We start from the raw sequence: 17,934 nt of genomic DNA on the forward strand, positions 1-17,934 counted from the left end.
ACGCTGATCATCGTCGACGAGGGCGCCTACGTGCACTACGTCGAGGGCTGCACCGCGCCGATCTACAGCTCCGACTCGCTGCACTCGGCGGTCGTCGAGATCGTGGTCAAGAAGAACGCCCGCTGCCGGTACACGACCATCCAGAACTGGTCGAACAACGTCTACAACCTGGTCACCAAGCGGGCCAAGGCCGAGGCCGGCGCCACCATGGAGTGGATCGACGGCAACATCGGCTCGAAGGTCACCATGAAGTACCCGGCCGTGTGGCTGACCGGCGAGCACGCCAAGGGCGAGGTGCTCTCGATCGCGTTCGCGGGCGAGGGCCAGCACCAGGACGCCGGCGCCAAGATGCTGCACCTCGCGCCGCACACGTCCTCGACGATCGTGTCGAAGTCGGTGGCGCGCGGCGGCGGCCGCACGTCGTACCGCGGGCTGGTGCAGGTCAACAAGGGCGCGCACCACTCGGCGTCCACGGTGAAGTGCGACGCGCTGCTCGTCGACGACATCAGCCGCTCGGACACCTACCCCTACGTCGACGTCCGCGAGGACGACGTGTCGATGGGGCACGAGGCGACGGTGTCCAAGGTCAGCGAGGACCAGCTGTTCTACCTGATGAGCCGCGGCCTGTCCGAGGACGAGGCGATGGCCATGGTGGTGCGCGGGTTCGTCGAGCCGATCGCCCGCGAACTGCCGATGGAGTACGCGCTCGAGCTCAACCGCCTGATCGAACTGCAGATGGAGGGCGCTGTCGGATGACAGCCGTACTCAAGCCGACCGGTTCGCCGGCCGAACGCTTCACGTCCACCAACCCGGACGACTTCGCCGTGCCCCGCGGGCGCGAGGAGGAGTGGCGGTTCACGCCCGTGCGGCTGATCCGCGACGTGCTCGAGCCCTACGAGCACGAGGGCACCGAGACGGTGACCGTCGACGCGCCCGAGGGCGTGCGGCACGAGCTCGTCGGCCGCGACCACCCCCTGTTCGGCTCGGTGGCGAGGCCCGCCGACCGCGTCGCCGCGCTCGCCTTCGCCGGTGCGCAGCAGGCGCTGCTCGTCGAGATCGACACAGAGGCCGCGCCCGAGCGTCCGGTGGTCATCGACGTGCACGGCAAGCCCGGGCGCAACTACGGCCACGTGATCGTGCACGCCGGGCGGTTCAGCCGGGCGACGGTGATCTTCGACCACACCGGCCAGACCACCGACACCGCCAACGTCGAGTTCGTCGTCGACGACGGCGCGTCGCTGTCGGCCGTCTCGGTGCAGGACTGGGACGCCGGCACGATCCACATCAGCGCGCACAGTGCACGCGTCGGCCGCGACGCGACCTTCCGGCACGTCTCGGTCGGCCTCGGCTCGGGCCTCGTGCGGCTCTCGCCGACGGTCACCTTCGCCGGCCCGGGTGGTCGCGCCGAGCTGCTCGGGGTCGCGCTGGCCGGCGACGACCACCACGTCGAGAGCCGGCTGTTCGTCGACCACGGCCAGCCGAACTGCAGCTCGAACGTGCTGTACAAGAACGCGCTGCTCGGTGATTCGGCCCGCACCGTGTGGATCGGCGACGTCCGCATCCGCCCGACGGCAACGGGCACCGACACCTACGAGATGAACCGCAACCTGCTGCTCAGCGACGGTGCGCGCGCCGACTCGGTGCCGAACCTCGAGATCGAGACCGGCGACATCGCCGGTGCCGGCCACGCCAGCGCCACGGGACGCTTCGACGACCTGCAGCTGTTCTACCTGCAGGCGCGCGGCATCCCCGAGGACGAAGCCCGGCGCCTGGTCGTCCGCGGCTTCTTCGCCGACGTCGTCGAGCGCATCGGCCTGCCCGACCTGCAGCACCGCATCATGACCGCGATCGAGAGCCGGCTGGGCTTCACAGCCGTTGAGGAGACTGAAGATGTCTGAGCTCGTCATCCGTGACCTGCAGGTCGCCGTCGAGGACACGCCGATCCTGAAGGGCGTCGACCTCACCGTCCGCTCGGGCGAGACCCACGCCATCATGGGCCCGAACGGCTCGGGCAAGTCGACGCTCGCGTACTCGATCGCCGGCCACCCGAAGTACACCGTCACCGGCGGCACCGTCACGCTCGACGGCGAGGACGTCCTCGCCATGACCGTCGACGAGCGCGCGCGGGCCGGGCTGTTCCTCGCGATGCAGTACCCCGTCGAGGTGCCGGGCGTCTCGGTGTCGAACTTCCTGCGCACGGCCGCGACGGCCGTCCGCGGCGAGGCCCCCAAGCTGCGCACGTGGGTCAAGGAGGTCAACGGCACCATGGCCGCCCTCGAGATGGACAAGGCCTTCGCCGAGCGCAACGTGAACGAGGGCTTCTCGGGCGGCGAGAAGAAGCGCCACGAGATCCTGCAGCTCGAGCTGCTCAAGCCGAAGATCGCGATCCTGGACGAGACCGACTCGGGTCTCGACGTCGACGCGCTGCGAGTCGTGTCGGCCGGCGTGAACCGCGTGCGCGAGCAGGGTGTCGGCACGCTGCTGATCACGCACTACACGCGCATCCTGCGCTACATCGAGCCCGAGTTCGTGCACGTCTTCTTCGACGGCAGGATCGTCGAGTCGGGCGGCAAGGACCTCGCCGACCAGCTCGAGGCCGAGGGCTACGCCCGCTTCGGCGTCAACGAGACGGCCTCGGCCTGACCGGAAGGTTCATCGTGAGCTACGACGTCGAGCGGATCCGGAAGGACTTCCCGATCCTGACGCGCGAGGTGCACGGGCGCCCGCTCGTGTACCTCGACAGCGCCAACACGTCCCAGAAGCCGCAGCAGGTGCTGGACGCGATTACCGAGTTCTACGAGCAGCACAACGCCAACGTCGCGCGGGCCGTGCACACCCTCGGCTCGGAGGCGACGACCGCGTTCGAGGCGGCGCGCGACAAGGTGGCGGCGTTCCTGCACGCGCCGAACCGCGACGAGATCGTCTTCACGAAGAACTCGTCCGAGGCGCTCAACCTGGTGGCGTACTCGCTGTCGAACGCGACGACCTTCCCTGGCGCCGAGCGGTTCCGCATCGGCCCGGGTGACGAGATCGTCGTGACCGAGATGGAGCACCACAGCAACCTCGTGCCGTGGCAGCTGCTCGCGCAGCGCACCGGCGCGACGTTCAAGTGGATCCCGATCGACGACGACGGACGCCTGGTGCTCTCGTCCCTCGACGAGATCATCACCGAGCGGGCCAAGGTCGTCGCCTTCGTGCACCAGAGCAACGCCCTCGGCACGATCAACCCGGTGCAGCAGATCGTCGCGCGGGCAAAGGCCGTCGGTGCACTCACCGTGCTCGACGCGTCGCAGTCGGTGCCCCATCTGCCGGTCGACGTGCAGGCGCTCGACGTCGACTTCCTCGCCTTCACCGGTCACAAGCTCTACGGCCCGACCGGCGTCGGCGTGCTCTGGGGGCGCTACGACCTGCTCGCCGCGATGCCGCCGTTCCTCGGCGGCGGCGAGATGATCGAGACCGTCGACATGAGCGGCACGACCTACGCCGCGCCGCCGCACCGCTTCGAGGCGGGCACGCCGATGATCGCCGAGGCGATCGGGCTCGGCGCCGCGATCGACTACGTCACGGGTGTCGGCCTCGACGCGATCGCCGCGCACGAGCACGCGCTGGTCGAGTACGCGCTGCCGCGGCTGCAGGCCGTCGACGGGCTGCGCATCATCGGCCCGGCCGACGCCGTCGACCGCGGCTCGTCGATCGCCTTCACGCTCAAGGGCGTGCACCCGCACGACGTCGCGCAGCTGCTCGACGAGTACGGCGTCGCCGTGCGGGCGGGGCACCACTGCGCCCGCCCGGTGTGTGTGCGCTACGGCGTGCCGGCCACGACGCGCGTCTCGTTCGGCATGTACACGACCGAGGCGGAAATCGACGCGCTGGTGTCGGCGTTGCAGGCCGTGAAGGAGATGTTCACATCATGACGCTGCCGCTCGAGTCGATGTACCAGCAGATCATCCTCGACCACTACAAGCACCCGCAGCACCGCGAGCTGCCCGAGGCGTTCGACGCCGAGGTGCACCACGTCAACCCGACGTGCGGTGACGAGGTGACGCTGCGGGTGGCGGTCAAGGACGGCGCGATCGCCGACCTCGGCTGGGAGGGTGAGGGCTGCTCGATCAGCCAGGCCTCGACGTCGGTCATGAGCGGCCTGGTCGTCGGCAAGCCGGTCGACGAGGCGCTCGCGCTGCAGGCGAAGTTCCTCGCGCTCATGCAGTCGCAGGGCAAGGCCGAGCTCACCGACGCCGACGAGGACGAGTTGGACGACGCGATCGCGTTCGAGGGCGTCTCGAAGTACCCGGCGCGCGTGAAGTGCGCGCTGCTGGGCTGGATGGCCATGAAGAGCGCGGTCACCGAAGCAGCAGGGGAGCAGGCATGACCGAGACGATCAGCAGCCCGAGCAAGGACGACGTCGAGGAGGCCATGCGCGACGTGGTCGACCCCGAGCTCGGCATCAACGTGGTCGACCTCGGCCTGGTGTACGACGTGCAGATCGACGCGGGCGAGGACGAGGGGGTCGCGTCCCTGGTCACGCTCGACATGACGCTCACGTCGGCCGCCTGCCCGCTCACCGACGTGATCGAGGACCAGGCCAACGCCGCCCTCACCGGCGGCGCGCGCCCGCTCGCGCGCGAGGTGAAGATCAACTGGGTGTGGCTGCCGCCGTGGGGCCCGGACAAGATCACCGACGACGGCCGCGAGCAGCTCCGCGCCCTCGGCTTCAACGTCTGACGCGACGCCCGAGTACGACGCTTCCCCCCTCGCGCAGTCGATCTCCGGGTCCGGAGATGACCGCACGAGGGGGGAAGTCGTCGTTCGGTGCGGGTCGTCCTAGCTCAGGTGCACGATCTGCCACATGCCCATGAAGGCGTGCGGCATGCCGGAGTCGTCGTCCGGCCAGAAGCAGGCGACGACGTACTCACCGGCCGGCAGGTCGAGGTGCATCGCCTCGCCGAAGTACGGCGAGATGACGCCCGAGTTCGTGCTGGCGCTCAGCGCCCACGACGGCTGCGCGTCGGACGGGTGCGAGAAGTAGCGCCGCACCTGGCGTGCCGTCGTGCCCGGCTTGACCTGCTGGAACACCCAGAAGTGCGGCTGGTCGCTCTGGTTGTAGAGGCGCACCCAGCCGTTCGCCGGCAGCCGCCCGGCGGCACCGAAGCCGTAGCTGTAGGCGGTGCTGGTGCCCGAGGTCCGCGGCGGACCGCCGGCACGCCTCGCCCCGGCGACGGTCAGGAAGCGCACCGCGCCGCCGTCCTGGTCGAGCACGACGTAGCGGGCGGGGCCGAGGGTGGTCGAGAACCATCCGGCGCTCTTGTGCGCCTCGGCGCCGCCGCGGAAGGTGATGCGGCTGTCGACGCGGCGGATCGCGGCGGTGTCACCCGAGAACGACTTGCCGAGGTCCTGCTCGGCCTGCTGCAGCGAGTAGCCCGCGTGCAGGCGTCCGATCTGGATCGTGTGGTCCTTGCCGTCGGCCGACACGACCTTGAAGGTGTATGCGCCCGGACGGATCGTCCGGCCGCTGCTGAAGCCGATGTGGGTGTTGGACACGCGGATGGTGACCTGGTTGGCCGGCGTCGCCGCGCCGGCCGCCGACGCGTCGACCACCGCCGCGCCGCCGAGTGCCACGCCGGCAGCGACGACGCCGGCCAGCACTGCTCGTCTCGTCATGGATCCCTCCCTCGTCGCGCCGCCCCCTGCGTCGCGATCTTGCGCAACGTAGGGCGAAAGGGATCTTGCTGTCCAGGAGTTGATCGAGAATTTTTCGATCTTCCTTGACTCAGCCGGCGGCTGCTGTCCGGTTCGGGACGATTGCGGCGCAGAGCACGGCGCCGGCGGCGCAGAGCGCGGCGGCGAGGTAGAAGGCGAGGTCGTAGCTGCCCCGCAGGTCACGGATCCACCCGGCGCCGCCGGCAGCCACCGCCGCGCCGAGCTGGTGCGAGGCGAACACCCAGCCGAAGACCACCGGGGCGGACGCGCCGAAGTACTGCCGGCAGATCGCGACGGTGGGCGGCACGGTCGCCACCCAGTCGAGGCCGTAGAAGAGGATGAACAACCACGTGCTCGGCTCGGTGTGCGGGCCGAGCAGTGACGGCAGTGCGAGCAGGGACAGGCCGCGTCCGCTGTAGTAGACGACCAGCAGCACGCGCGGGTCGTAGCGGTCGGTGAGCCAGCCGGACGCGATCGTGCCGGCGATGTCGAAGACGCCGACGAGCGCGAGCAGGGACGCCGCCACCGTGACCGGCATGCCGTGGTCCTGGGCGGCCGGGATGAAGTGCGTGCCGATCAGCCCGTTCGTCGTCGCGCCGCAGACGGCGAAGCTGCCGGCGAGCAGCCAGAACACCGGCGTGCGCAGGCCGAGACGAAGCCCGCGCAGCGCCGCCGCGGCGCTGCTGCCCGTGCGTGCGGCCGGCGGCGGGCCCGGCTCGGCCGCGGTGGCACCGTAGGCCTGCAGGCCGACGTCGTGCGGGTGGTCGCGCAGCAGCCCCAGCACGAGCGGCACGACGGCGAGCGCGGCGATCGACACGGTGAGCGACGCCGTGCGCCAGCCGTGGTGCGAGGTCAGCGTCGCGAGCAGGGGCAAGAAGATCAGCTGGCCGGTGGCCGTCGCGGCGGTGAGCACACCGCTCACCAGCCCGCGCCGGGCGACGAACCAGCGGGTCGAGACGGTGGCGACGAGCGCCATCGACATCGAGCCGGTGCCGACGCCGACGAGCACGCCCCAGAGCAGCAGCAGCTGCCAGGCGTGGTGCATGAAGACGGTGAGGCCGCTGCCCGCGGCGACGAGCACGAGGGCGCAGCTGACGACGCGCCGGATGCCGAAGCGGTCCATCAACGCCGCGGCGAACGGCGACATGACGCCGAACAGCGTCATGTTGATCGACATTGCGGCGCCGATGAGCCCGTGCGACCAGCCGAACTCGCGGTGCAGCGGGTCGAGCAGCACGCTCGGCACCGACCGGAAGCCGGCCGCGCCGAGCATGGTCACGAAGGTGACCGCGGCGATCGTCCAGGCCAGGTGCGGCCCGCGCCGGCGCCGGGGCAGCGGCGGTGCGTCAGCAGCGCGGACGGTCTGGGTCACCGCACCAGTCTCCCGGCCCGCCCCGGCCCCCGTCGATCAGGTTTGCGCCGCGTCCAGTCGGTTTCCTGCCGCGCACCCGACAGGTGGGGGCGCAAACAGCCGGTGTCGGTCGAGGTTTGCGCCGCCTACTGGCGGTTTCCTGCCGCTCAGCCGACAGGTGGGGGCGCAAACAGTCGGTGCGGGGTGGCGGCGCGTCAGAGCGTGGCGGCGCCGAAGGTGTCGCAGCGCGTGGGGTCGCCGGTCGAGTAGCCGGTCGAGAACCAGCGCTGACGCTGTGCGGACGAGCCGTGGGTGAAGGTGTTCTGGTCGACGTGGCCGTTGCCGAGGTTCTTCTGGATCCAGTCGTCGCCGATGCGCGCGGCGACCTGCAGCGCGTTGTCGATGTCCTGCTGGCTGATGTCGCTGATGAGCGCCGGCTCGCCGTTCGGCCCCGGCTCGGTGGCGTGCTTCGCCCAGACGCCCGCGTAGCAGTCGGCCTGCAGTTCCAGCCGCACCGAGTCGGAGTTCGCGCCCTGGCGCGTGCGCACCTTCGACTCGACGCCGAGCAGGTCCTGCACGTGGTGCCCGTACTCGTGCGCGAGGACGTAGGCGTCGACGAACAGGCCGCCGGTGGCCTGGAACTCGGTCCTGATGTCGTCGTAGAAGCTCAGGTCGATGTAGACCAGCTTGTCGGCCGGGCAGTAGAACGGGCCGGCGCCCGAGTCGGCCGCGCCGCAGCCGGTCTGCACCGAACCGCTGAACCACACCGTCTTGACCGGGCTGTACCGCGTGCCGAAGACGGTCGGCAGCTCGCGCGTCCAGAACGCCTGGATCGAGTCGATGTCGGCCACGACGGCGCACTCGAGCCGGTTGTTGGCGTCCTTGCCGGTGCGGCACTGCTGCTGCACCTCGGTGTTGTCGGCCTGCTGCGCCCCGCCGGCCTGGCCGAGCTGCCCGAGCACGACGTCGGCCGCGCCGAGGCCACCGCCCCCGCCGCCGCCGCCGAGGAAGGTGAAGAGCAGGTACGCCACGATGCCGAGGATGCCGACCCCGCCGCCGGCGGCCGCGCGTCCGCCGATCATCCCGCCGAGCAGGCCACCGCCCCCACCGCCGCCACGGATGTCGCTGACCTCGGACGTGTCCAGCTGCGCGTCGTCGTTGTAGCGCATCGTCGTGCTCCTGCCCGTCGTCGGCCCCCGTCCCGCTCATCTTGCCCGCATCAACGGTGTGAGATGCCGCAACCGGGTGCTCGCGATCCCCGGACATCGGGAAAGATGCACACTGCAACGGTGTGAGGAGGCAAGAAACAGGTGGACGCAGCACCCATGACGCGCGACGTCGGCCATCTCGGCGACTACACCGCCACCCGACGCATGCTCGTCATCGCCGCCCTGGCCGTCCCGGTCGGCGCGGCGTCCGCCTGCGTCTCGTGGCTGCTGCTGCGCACGATCGGCGTCATCACCAATGCCGTCTTCGACGGGCGGTGGGGCACCGCGATCGTCGCGCCCGACGGCGGCCACACGTCCCCGGCGGTGATCCTGCTCGCGCCGGTCGCCGGCGGCCTGGTGATCGGCCTCATGGCGCGGTTCGGGTCGGAGAAGATCCGCGGGCACGGCATGCCCGAGGCGATCGAGGCGATCCTGCTCGGCGGCAGCAAGGTGCAGCCGCGGGTGGCGGTGCTCAAGCCGGTCTCGGCCGCCATCGCGATCGGCACCGGCGGTCCGTTCGGTGCCGAGGGCCCGATCATCATGACCGGCGGCGCGGTCGGCTCGCTGTTCGCCCAGTGCCTGCGCCTCACTGCGGACGAGCGCAAGACCCTGCTCGTCGCCGGCGCCGCCGGGGGCATGGCCGCCACGTTCAACACGCCGTTCGCGGCGCTGTTGCTGGCCGTCGAGCTGCTCCTGTTCGAGTGGCGTCCGCGCAGCTTCGTGCCGGTGGCCACCGCGGTCTGCGTGGCGACGGTGGTGCGGCAGCCGCTGCTCGGCCGCGCCGCGCTGTTCCCGGTCAGCGGCGCGCTCCACCTGCACACGACGGCGTACCTGCTCTGCGTCGTGTCCGGGGTCGGCGCGGGCCTGCTCGCGGTCGTCGCGACCGTGCTCGTGTACGCCGCCGAGGACGTCTTCCGGCGCCTGCCGGTGCATTGGATGTGGTGGCCTGCGATCGGCGGCGTGATCATCGGCGTCGGCGGCCTGGTCGTGCCGCAGGCGCTCGGCGTCGGTTACGACGTCATCGACAGCGAGCTCACCGGCCACATCTCGCTCGGCCTCGTCGTCGGCATCCTCGTCGTCAAGACGCTGATCTGGTCGCTGTCGCTCGGCTCGGGCACCAGCGGCGGCGTGCTCGCGCCCATGTTCATGATCGGTGGCGCGCTCGGCGCGCTCGAGGCGCAGGTCTTCCCGGCCGTCGGCCCCGGCTTCTGGGCCCTCGTCGCGCTCGCCGGCGTGCTCGGCGGGGTGATGCGCTCGCCGATCACCGGCGTCGTGTTCGCCGTCGAGCTGACGCACCGGCTCGACGCCCTGCTGCCGCTCATCATCGCCGCGACCGCCGCCTTCGCCGTGTCGGTGCTGGCGCTGCGCCGGTCGGTGCTCACCGAGAAGATCGCGCGCCGCGGCTACCACCTCAGCCGCGAGTACGACGTCGATCCGCTCGAGATCCTCTTCGTCAGCGAGGTGATGGCCGACGACGTGCTCACCTTCGCCGCCGACGTCACCGCGTCCGACGCCTTCGCCGGCATCACCGGCACCGACCCGGGGTCGCTGCCGCACCGGCGGCAGGCGCTCTACCCGGTGGTGCGCGAGGGCCGGCTCGTCGGCGTGGTCACCCGCACGCAGCTCGAGACGGCGGTGCACCACGACCAGGGTGACCGGCCGGTCGCGTCGCTCGCCCATCCCGAACCCGTGGTCACCCACCCCGACACGACGCTGCGCTCGGTGGCGGTCGTCATGGCCGCCCGGCAGGTCGACCGCATGCCCGTCGTCGACCGGCACGATCCGGCGCGGGTGCTCGGGATCGTCACGCTCACCGACCTGCTCGCCGGCAGGCTGCGCGACCTGCAGGAGGCCCGCGAGACCGAGCGCGTGCTGCGTCCGCGGGTGGTGCGGTTCCGGCGGCGCCGCGCTCGTCCGGCCGAACTGACCGCCGCTGCGGGGTAAAATCGACCGGTCCGCACCGGCTCCAGCGAGTCGTCCGACCGAGGAGCCTGCATGATCACCGCCACCGACCTGGAACTGCGGGCCGGCGCCCGCATCCTGCTCGAACCGATCACGCTGCGGGTGCAGGACGGCGACCGCATCGGCCTGGTCGGCCGCAACGGCGCGGGCAAGACCACCTCGATGCGCGTGCTGGCGGGGGAGTCGCTGCCGCACGCCGGGCGCATCGACGTGAAGGGGCCGATCGGCTACCTGCCGCAGGATCCCCGCACCGGCGACCTCGACGTGACCGCGCGCGACCGCGTGCTGTCGGCACGGGGCCTCGACACCCTCGTCCGCGACATCGCGAAGATCCAGGTGCAGCTGGCCGAGCGCCCGCACGACGACAACCTGGTGCGCAGGTACGGCAACCTCGAGGAGCGGTTCACCGCCCTCGGCGGCTACGCGGCCGAGAGCGAGGCGGCCCGCATCTGCGCGAACCTCGGCCTGCCCGACCGGGTGCTCGAGCAGCCGCTCGGCACGCTGTCCGGCGGCCAGCGCCGCCGCGTCGAGCTGGCGCGCATCCTGTTCGCCGACGCCGGTGAGCCGACCACGCTGCTGCTGGACGAGCCCACCAATCACCTCGACGCCGACTCGATCGTCTGGCTCCGCGACTTCCTCAGACAGCACACCGGCGGGCTGATCGTCGTGAGCCACGACGTCGGCCTGCTCGAGGCCGTGATCAACAAGGTCTGGTACCTGGACGCGAACCGGGCCACCGTCGACGTCTACAACCTCGGCTGGAAGGCCTACCTGCAGCAGCGCGAGACCGACGAGCGCCGCCGGCACCGCGAGCGCGTGAACGCCGAGCGGAAGATCGACCAGCTGAAGAGCCAGGCCGACAAGATGCGCGCGAAGGCGACCAAGGCGCGCGCCGCGCACCAGATGGACCGTCGCGCCGCGGCGCTGGCCGCGAACCTCGCCGAGGTGCGTGTGGGGGACAAGGTGGCGCGGTTGCGCTTCCCCGAGCCCGCGCCGTGCGGCAAGACGCCCCTGCGCGCGACCGGCCTGTCGAAGAGCTACGGCTCGCTCGAGGTGTTCACCGACGTCGACCTCGCCGTCGACAAGGGCACCCGCGTCGTGGTGCTCGGCCTGAACGGTGCCGGCAAGACGACGCTGCTGCGTCTGCTGTCGGGCACCGAGCAGCCCGACACCGGCGAGGTCGTCCCCGGCCACGGCCTGCGGCTCGGCTACTACGCGCAGGAGCACGAGACGCTCGACCACGACCGCACCGTGCTCGAGAACATGCGCACGGCGGCGTCCGCGGTCGGGCGTGCCGACCTGTCCGACACCGAACTGCGGCGGGTGCTCGGCGCGTTCCTGTTCAGTGGTGACGACGTCGACAAGCCGGCGGGCGTCCTGTCGGGTGGCGAGAAGACGCGGCTCGCGCTCGCCGCACTCGTGACGAGTGCCGCGAACGTGCTGTTGCTGGACGAACCGACCAACAACCTCGACCCGGTCAGCCGCGACCAGGTGCTCGACGCGCTGCGCACCTACACCGGCGCGATCGTGCTGGTGACGCACGACGAGGGCGCGGTCGAGGCGCTGTCGCCGGACAAGGTGATCCTGCTGCCCGACGGCGTCGAGGACACCTGGAGCGACGACCTCGCCGATCTCATCGCGCTGGCCTGATCGCGTCCAACGTTTTCATCCTGCAACTGTTGTCACGGAAACGACGGTTCGTCGACGATCTTTGCGTTCCTTGGACCGATCCGCTGAATGATCGCTGATCAAGGCTGCGCAAAGACCCTTCGGATCTTGCGGGAGCGGTGTCATTGATCGCAGAATCGCGCCGTCCCGTGCTGTGGATGGGACGGACGGCGCCTCCTGGCACCGTCGATCCACACCAGAGGAGAGTCAACAGTGACCGCACTCAAGAAGGGCGCACGGATCACCGGCGCCGACCGCACCAAGCTCAGCGCCGAGCTCAAGAAGGCGTACGACAAGGGCAAGAGCATCCGCGAACTGGCCGACGCCCACGGCCGCTCCTACGGCTTCGTCCACCGCGTCCTGTCCGAGTCGGGCGTGACGCTGCGCGGCCGCGGCGGTGCAACCCGCACCAAGACCAAGTCGACCGCGAAGGCCGCCAAGTAGCGCCTCGCACGTGAGAGGCGGCGGCGCCTCGAACCACGACCAGCGCCGCCGCTCCGCGACGGGCCGACCGGCAGGACCGGTCCGATCGGCCGGGTCGACGGAACAACCTGCCGCGCGCGCACGTTGGCGCCCGCGGAGGTAGACCTTGTCCATGGACTCCATGCACGCGATGAGCGCGATGCGCTCGATGGGTCGTCGTGACCCGTCGGTGACACAGCGCGAACTCGCCCCGGGCACGTGGCGGCGGGTGTTCGCGTTCGCGCGCCCCTACCGCCGCGATCTCGCGATCTTCCTGGCCATCATCGTGCTGGACGCGCTGATCAGCGTGGTCACGCCGGTGCTGGCCGGACGGGTGGTCAACCAGATCACCGGTCATGGTGCGGTGCACGTCGTCGTCGACATCGCCCTGGTGATCGCCGGGTTGGCGATCTTCGACGCGGGGCTGTCGTTCGCGCAGCGCTGGTACTCGGCGCGCATCGGCGAGGGCCTCATCTACGACATGCGCACGGCGGTCTTCGACCACGTGCAGCGCATGCCGCTCGCCTTCTTCACCCGCACCCAGACCGGTGCGCTCGTGAGCCGGCTGAACAACGACGTGCTCGGCGCGCAGCAGGCGTTCACCTCGACGCTGTCCGGCCTGGTCTCGAACGTGATCGGCCTGGTGCTCACGGCCGCCGTGATGTTCAGCCTGTCCTGGCCGATCACCGCGCTGTCGCTGGTGATGCTGCCGCTGTTCGTCATCCCGGCCCGCCGCATCGGCACGCGCCTGCAGGCGATCACCCGCGAGAGCTACCAGCTCAACGCGTCGATGAACGCCACCATGACCGAACGCTTCAACGTCTCGGGGGCCCTGCTGGTGAAGCTGTTCGGCCGGCTCGCCGACGAGGACGACTCCTTCCGCCGCCGCGCCGCCCGCGTGCGTGACATCGGGGTGCTGTCGGCGATGTACGGGCGGGCGTTCTTCGTCGCGCTCTCACTGGTCGCTGCCCTCGCCCAGGCGCTGGTGTACGGCCTCGGCGGCTACCTCGCCCTGCGCGGGCACCTCAACGCCGGCCAGGTCGTCACCCTCGCGCTGCTGCTCACCCGGCTCTACGGCCCGCTCACCGCGCTGTCGAACGCGCGCGTCGACGTGATGAGCGCCCTCGTCAGCTTCGACCGGGTCTTCGAGATCCTCGACCTGCCGCCGATGATCGACGACGCGCCCGACGCCGTCGACCTGCCCACGGACGCCCGCAGCATCGAGTTCCGCGACGTGCGTTTCAGCTACCCGACCGCCGCCGAGGTGTCCCTCGCGTCGCTCGAGGACGTCGCCAAGCTCGACACCGCGCCGTCGCAGGAGGTGCTGCACGGGGTGTCCTTCCGCGCCGAACCGGGTCAGCTGATCGCGCTGGTCGGGCCGTCCGGTGCCGGAAAGACGACGATCAGCCAGCTCGTGCCGCGCATCTACGACGTCTCGTCCGGGCAGGTGCTGATCGGCGACCACGACGTGCGCTCCGTGACGCAGTCGTCCCTGCGCGCCCGCATCGGTGTCGTGAGCCAGGAGGCGCACATGTTCCACGACACCATCCGCGCCAACCTGGTGTACGCGCGTCCCGACGCCACCGACGACGAGCTCTGGGCGGCTGTCGACGACGCCCAGATCGGGCAGCTCATCCGCTCGCTGCCCGACGGCCTCGACACCGTCGTCGGCGACCGCGGCTACCGCCTCTCGGGCGGTGAGAAGCAGCGGCTCGCGATCGCGCGGCTGCTGCTCAAGGCGCCCGAGATCGTGATCCTGGACGAGGCCACCGCGCACCTCGACAGCGAGAGCGAGGCCGCCGTGCAGGACGCCCTGGCCCGGGCGCTGGCCGGACGCACGTCGCTGGTCATCGCGCACCGGCTCTCGACGATCCTGGACGCCGACCGCATCCTCGTGCTCGACGCGGGCCGGGTCGTCGGGTTCGGCCCCCACGCCGAGCTGCTCGCCCGCGACGGCCTCTACGCCGAGCTCTACCGCACCCAGTTCGAACGCCAGGCCGCCGGCACCGTCGGCTGATTCGCTCGACGCGCGGTCAGCCGGCGAGGGCGCGCACGGCTCCGACCGGGTCGGTGAGCAGCGAGCCGAAGGCGATCTCGGCGGCGCCGACGAGCGCGAGGTCGGCGCCGAGGGCGGGCGGGGCCAGCTCGACGTCCGGTCCTTCGCCGAAGACGTTGCGGCGCAGGCCGCCGAGCAGCTCGTCGTGGGCGATGTCGAGCACGTGCGTCGACGAGCCGGCCAGGATGACGCGTTGCGGGTCGATCGTGTTCACCAGCGCGGCGATGCCGTGCCCGAGCGACGCGGCGACCTTGCGCACCGCCGTCATCGCCTGCTTGTTGCCGCCGCGCGCGTCGTTGAACAGCGTGGCGACCGCGGGCGTCGTGGGGGGACCGGCCCGCCCGGCGAGGTCGAGCAGCGCGGCGTCGCCGACGTAGGTCTCGAGACAGCCGCGGCGGCCGCAGTGGCAGCGGGGGCCGCGTCCGTCGACGATGTTGTGGCCGATTTCGCCCGCGCGCCCGTACCGCCCGTGCAGCAGCTTGCCGTCGACCATGATCCCGGCGCCGACGCCGACACGTCCCATGATGAGCACGAGCTCGTCGACACCGCGGCCGTTGCCCCGCCGGTGCTCGGCGAGCACGCCGAGGTCCGCGTCGTTGCCCAGGTGCACGGGCAGGTCGATCGGTGCGCGCGAACTCAACATCGGCCCGAACGGCACGGCGTGCCAGTCGAGGTTCGGCGCGTTCGAGACGACGCCGGTGTCGTGGTCGACGGTGCCCGGCACGCTCACGCCGATGCCGACGGCACGACCGGTGTGCGCCTGCTGCACCTCGGCCAGCAGCCGGGCGATGACGGCGACCGCGCGCTTCGGCGTCGGCGGTCCCTGCTTCGACCACTCGGCCGAGCGCCGGGCCAGCACCGCCCCGCCGATGCCGACGGCCGCCGCGCTCACCCCGGTGACGTCGAGGTCGACCGCGAGCACGTACGGGCCGTCGGGCGCCGGCCGGACGACGTGCGACGGTCGTCCGGCCCGGTCGTTGCCGCTCGGCACCGACTCCGTGACCAGCCCCAGGTCGACCAGGTCGGTGACGAGCGCACCGATCGTCGACCGGCTGACCGTCAGCCGCTGGGTCAGCTCGGCCCGGGTGAGCGCCCCGTCCCGGTGGATGTGGTCGAGCACGAGCGACAGGTTGTGCCGCCGGATCGCATCGGGACGGGCCGCGGGGGAGGCGCGCACGATCCTCAACTCACGCCAGACCGGACGCCCCCGCACGGCGACGCGACAGGGCGTCGACGGCGGCGGCGAGCAGCAGGGCCAGACCGACCGCGATGAGCTGGATGGCCGAGTTGTTGTTGCCGTTGAACAGGTCGCCGAAGCCGTTGTAGATGACCTCGACCACCGCGCCGCCGATGATCGCGTCGACGATGCGGCCACGGCCGCCGAACAGGCTCGTGCCGCCGATGACGGCGGCGCCGACCGCGAGCAGCAGCGTGTTGCCGCCGAACGCGTTCGCGGCCGTCGAGGACGTGAACGAGCTGATCATGATGCCGCCGATGGCGGCGAGCATGGCGCTGATGGCGAAGACCGAGATGCGGACGCGGTCGACGTTGATGCCGGCGCGGCGGGCGGCCTCGGCGTTGCCGCCGACGGCGTAGACGTGCCGGCCGTACCGGGTGCGGGTCAGCAGGAAGGTGAGCACCACGAACAGCACCAGCAGCACGGGGATCACGTAGGGCACGCCCTCGACCGGCGGCGGCTTGACCGTGACGTACTGCGGCTTGTGGTTCACGTACACGACGGCGCGGTGGGCCTGCCCCTGCGCACGGTTCTGGTTGAGACCCCAGACGACGAGCAGGGCGATGACGGCCAGGGCCCCGACCTTGAACCCGAGCACCGCGGCGGGCTCACCGGCGAGACCCTGGCGCCGGCGGGCGGCCTGGGCCGCCATCTTCTGCACGCCGTAGCCGACGATCACGACGGCCGCGAGCACCCAGCCCGCCCAGAGCGGCATGTAGTTGTTGGCGAAGCCGTTGATGACGCTGTCGCTCAGCGTGATCTGGCCGTGCTGGCCCTTGCCGTTGGACAGGATCAGCAGCACCACGCCCTGGAAGGCGAGGAAGAAGCTCAGCGTCACGACGAACGACGGGATGCGCAGCTTCGCGACCAGCACGCCGATCGCCAGGCCGATGACGAGACCGCAGATCACCGCGGCGGGGATCGTGCCGTACCACTTCCAGCCGTAGCCGTCCATGAGCCGGGCCATCACCGACGCGCAGATGCCGGCGGTGTAGCCCGCGGCGAGGTCGATCTCGCCGAGCAGCAGGACGAACACGAGGCCCATCGCGATGAAGATGGTGCTCGTGCCCTCGCGGAACATGTTCGCGAAGTTGTAGAGCGAGCCGAAGTTCGACTCGGCGATCAGGAAGATGATCACCAGGACGACGAGGCCGCCGATGGCGGGCAGCGAGCCCATGTCGCCACCGCGCACGCGCAGGAAGTAGTTGTGGACGTAGGTGCGCAGGTCGACCTTCTCGCCGAGCGCGCCCGGGGGCACGGCCAACGTGGCGGCCTCGGGCGCTGCGGTCGTCGTCTCGTCCGCCTCGGGCGTTGCCGACTTGTCCAGGCTGGTCATGCGGACACCTCGTTCTTCACACCATCCACCTTCGCGCCACCGAGTTGTCCGGTGGTGATGAGTTCGACCAGTTGGGTCTGGTTGACGTCGGTCTTGCGCACCCGGGCGGCCGACTGGCCGAGGTACATGACCGCGATCTCGTCGGCGACCTTCAGCACGTCGAGCATGTTGTGCGAGATCAGCACGACGGCGACGCCGCGGTCGGCCAGGCGACGGACGAGGTCGAGCACCTGGGCGGTCTGCGCCACGCCGAGCGCGGCGGTCGGCTCGTCCAGGATGACGACCTTCGAGTTCCACAGCACGGCCTTGGCGATGGCGACGGTCTGGCGCTGGCCGCCGGAGAGGGACGACACGCGCTGCCGCACCGACTTCAGGGTGCGCACCGACAGCGAGCGCAGCGTCTCGGACGCCGCCTGCTCCATGCTGCTCTCGTTGAGCACGACGCCGCGCGTGCGCTCGCGGCCGAGGAACATGTTCTGGACGACGTCGAGGTTGTCGCAGAGCGCGAGGTCCTGGTACACGATCTCGATCCCGAGCTCGGACGAGTCACGCGGCGAGTGCACCTTCACCGAGCGGCCGTCGAACAGGTACTCGCCCGAGTCGAGGACGTAGGTGCCGGCGATGCACTTCACCAGCGTGGACTTGCCGGCGCCGTTGTCACCGACGAGCGCGGTGACCTCGCCGGCGTTGGCGCGGAAGTCGACGTTCTTGAGCACGTCGACGGCGCCGAAGCTCTTGTTCACGTTGTGCAGTTCCAGGATGGCTGGCATGTCGACCTTCGTGCTCGGAGCGGTGGCAAGAGGGTGGGGTGGGGCGCCCCCCCCGAGGGCACCCACCCCGGTTCACCAGTTCAAACCGGGTTTCCGCTCCCCCGGGTCAAAACCGTTTGGCCGTGCCCCCGGTCAAACCGGGGGGGGGGGCGCGGCGGGGGGGGGGCCCCACCCCACCCTCTTGCCA

Annotated in this window: 16 protein-coding genes; 10 read left to right on the forward strand and 6 right to left on the reverse strand. The window is 71.0% G+C overall.

Features of this window, described 5'->3' with window-relative positions; translation table 11 throughout:
- From sufB to ACTHMS_RS09995, 6 genes are all read left to right on the forward strand, one after another.
- Positions 1-756, forward strand: a 756-nt coding sequence (gene sufB, locus ACTHMS_RS09970) for a Fe-S cluster assembly protein SufB (RefSeq protein WP_440306508.1), incomplete at its 5' end; no start/stop codon positions are given.
- The gene (gene sufD / locus ACTHMS_RS09975) at positions 753-1,898 is read left to right on the forward strand and encodes a Fe-S cluster assembly protein SufD (RefSeq protein WP_440306509.1); all 1,146 of its coding nucleotides are present in this window, start codon (positions 753-755) and stop codon (positions 1,896-1,898) included. The genes sufB and sufD, both read left to right, overlap by 4 nt.
- Positions 1,891-2,643 (forward strand): Fe-S cluster assembly ATPase SufC, encoded by a 753-nt coding sequence (gene sufC, locus ACTHMS_RS09980; protein ID WP_440306510.1) that lies wholly within the window; start codon positions 1,891-1,893, stop codon positions 2,641-2,643. The genes sufD and sufC overlap by 8 nt, the downstream gene beginning before the upstream one ends.
- Before the next feature lie 11 nt (positions 2,644-2,654).
- On the forward strand, positions 2,655-3,914 hold the full coding sequence (locus ACTHMS_RS09985) for a cysteine desulfurase (RefSeq protein ID WP_440306522.1): 1,260 nt from the start codon (positions 2,655-2,657) through the stop codon (positions 3,912-3,914).
- A 2-nt stretch (positions 3,915-3,916) separates the two neighbouring features.
- Positions 3,917-4,369: a Fe-S cluster assembly sulfur transfer protein SufU gene (sufU, locus tag ACTHMS_RS09990; RefSeq protein WP_440306523.1), complete on the forward strand. Its 453-nt coding sequence runs from the start codon at positions 3,917-3,919 to the stop codon at positions 4,367-4,369.
- Positions 4,366-4,722: a metal-sulfur cluster assembly factor gene (locus ACTHMS_RS09995; RefSeq protein ID WP_440306511.1), complete on the forward strand. Its 357-nt coding sequence runs from the start codon at positions 4,366-4,368 to the stop codon at positions 4,720-4,722. The genes sufU and ACTHMS_RS09995 overlap by 4 nt, the downstream gene beginning before the upstream one ends.
- A 99-nt stretch (positions 4,723-4,821) precedes the next feature.
- Here ACTHMS_RS09995 and ACTHMS_RS10000 read toward each other — a convergent pair whose 3' ends face one another.
- The 3 genes from ACTHMS_RS10000 to ypfJ all read right to left on the reverse strand — a co-directional run bounded on the left by ACTHMS_RS10000 (position 4,822) and on the right by ypfJ (position 8,217).
- Entirely contained in the window at positions 4,822-5,658 is an 837-nt protein-coding gene (locus ACTHMS_RS10000) for a hypothetical protein (protein WP_440306512.1), read from the reverse strand.
- A gap of 109 nt (positions 5,659-5,767) precedes the next feature.
- Positions 5,768-7,069: an MFS transporter gene (locus ACTHMS_RS10005; RefSeq protein WP_440306513.1), complete on the reverse strand. Its 1,302-nt coding sequence runs from the start codon at positions 7,067-7,069 to the stop codon at positions 5,768-5,770.
- Between the two features lie 194 nt (positions 7,070-7,263).
- Positions 7,264-8,217 carry a KPN_02809 family neutral zinc metallopeptidase gene (gene ypfJ, locus ACTHMS_RS10010; protein WP_440306514.1) on the reverse strand — a complete coding sequence of 318 codons (954 nt, stop codon included), beginning with the start codon at positions 8,215-8,217 and terminating at the stop codon, positions 7,264-7,266.
- A 156-nt stretch (positions 8,218-8,373) separates the two neighbouring features.
- Here ypfJ and ACTHMS_RS10015 point away from each other — a divergent pair, with 156 nt between their 5' ends.
- The 4 genes from ACTHMS_RS10015 (at position 8,374) to ACTHMS_RS10030 (ending at position 14,365) form a co-directional block, all read left to right on the forward strand.
- Positions 8,374-10,200: a chloride channel protein gene (locus ACTHMS_RS10015; RefSeq protein WP_440306515.1), complete on the forward strand. Its 1,827-nt coding sequence runs from the start codon at positions 8,374-8,376 to the stop codon at positions 10,198-10,200.
- A 51-nt stretch (positions 10,201-10,251) separates the two neighbouring features.
- Entirely contained in the window at positions 10,252-11,868 is a 1,617-nt protein-coding gene (locus ACTHMS_RS10020) for an ABC-F family ATP-binding cassette domain-containing protein (protein WP_440306516.1), read from the forward strand.
- Positions 11,869-12,099: 231 nt separating this feature from the next.
- Positions 12,100-12,330: a helix-turn-helix domain-containing protein gene (locus ACTHMS_RS10025; protein WP_440306517.1), complete on the forward strand. Its 231-nt coding sequence runs from the start codon at positions 12,100-12,102 to the stop codon at positions 12,328-12,330.
- 151 nt (positions 12,331-12,481) lie between these two features.
- On the forward strand, positions 12,482-14,365 hold the full coding sequence (locus ACTHMS_RS10030; protein ID WP_440306518.1) for an ABC transporter ATP-binding protein: 1,884 nt from the start codon (positions 12,482-12,484) through the stop codon (positions 14,363-14,365).
- A 16-nt stretch (positions 14,366-14,381) separates the two neighbouring features.
- Here ACTHMS_RS10030 and ACTHMS_RS10035 read toward each other — a convergent pair whose 3' ends face one another.
- The 3 genes from ACTHMS_RS10035 to ACTHMS_RS10045 are packed head-to-tail and all read right to left on the reverse strand — an operon-like array spanning position 14,382 to position 17,747.
- The gene (locus ACTHMS_RS10035) at positions 14,382-15,581 is read right to left on the reverse strand and encodes an ROK family protein (protein ID WP_440306519.1); all 1,200 of its coding nucleotides are present in this window, start codon (positions 15,579-15,581) and stop codon (positions 14,382-14,384) included.
- 10 nt (positions 15,582-15,591) lie between these two features.
- The gene (locus ACTHMS_RS10040; RefSeq protein WP_440306520.1) at positions 15,592-16,977 is read right to left on the reverse strand and encodes a sugar ABC transporter permease; all 1,386 of its coding nucleotides are present in this window, start codon (positions 16,975-16,977) and stop codon (positions 15,592-15,594) included.
- Positions 16,974-17,747 (reverse strand): ATP-binding cassette domain-containing protein, encoded by a 774-nt coding sequence (locus tag ACTHMS_RS10045; protein WP_440306521.1) that lies wholly within the window; start codon positions 17,745-17,747, stop codon positions 16,974-16,976. The genes ACTHMS_RS10040 and ACTHMS_RS10045 overlap by 4 nt, the downstream gene beginning before the upstream one ends.
- Between the last annotated feature and the right edge of the window lie 187 nt (positions 17,748-17,934).

The organism is Jatrophihabitans sp., assembly GCF_051960575.1.
In the GTDB taxonomy this organism is placed as follows: Bacteria; Actinomycetota; Actinomycetes; order Mycobacteriales; family Jatrophihabitantaceae; genus JBQCEE01.

Coding starts and splice junctions, on each gene's coding strand:
- sufD (WP_440306509.1), top strand. CDS start 753: ATGACAGCCGTACTCAAGCCGACCGGTTCGCCGGCCGAACGCTTCACG.
- sufC (WP_440306510.1), top strand. CDS start 1,891: ATGTCTGAGCTCGTCATCCGTGACCTGCAGGTCGCCGTCGAGGACACG.
- ACTHMS_RS09995 (WP_440306511.1), top strand. CDS start 4,366: ATGACCGAGACGATCAGCAGCCCGAGCAAGGACGACGTCGAGGAGGCC.
- ACTHMS_RS10000 (WP_440306512.1), bottom strand. CDS start 5,658: ATGACGAGACGAGCAGTGCTGGCCGGCGTCGTCGCTGCCGGCGTGGCA.
- ypfJ (WP_440306514.1), bottom strand. CDS start 8,217: ATGCGCTACAACGACGACGCGCAGCTGGACACGTCCGAGGTCAGCGAC.
- ACTHMS_RS10015 (WP_440306515.1), top strand. CDS start 8,374: ATGACGCGCGACGTCGGCCATCTCGGCGACTACACCGCCACCCGACGC.
- ACTHMS_RS10020 (WP_440306516.1), top strand. CDS start 10,252: ATGATCACCGCCACCGACCTGGAACTGCGGGCCGGCGCCCGCATCCTG.
- ACTHMS_RS10030 (WP_440306518.1), top strand. CDS start 12,482: ATGGACTCCATGCACGCGATGAGCGCGATGCGCTCGATGGGTCGTCGT.
- ACTHMS_RS10040 (WP_440306520.1), bottom strand. CDS start 16,977: ATGACCAGCCTGGACAAGTCGGCAACGCCCGAGGCGGACGAGACGACG.
- ACTHMS_RS10045 (WP_440306521.1), bottom strand. CDS start 17,747: ATGCCAGCCATCCTGGAACTGCACAACGTGAACAAGAGCTTCGGCGCC.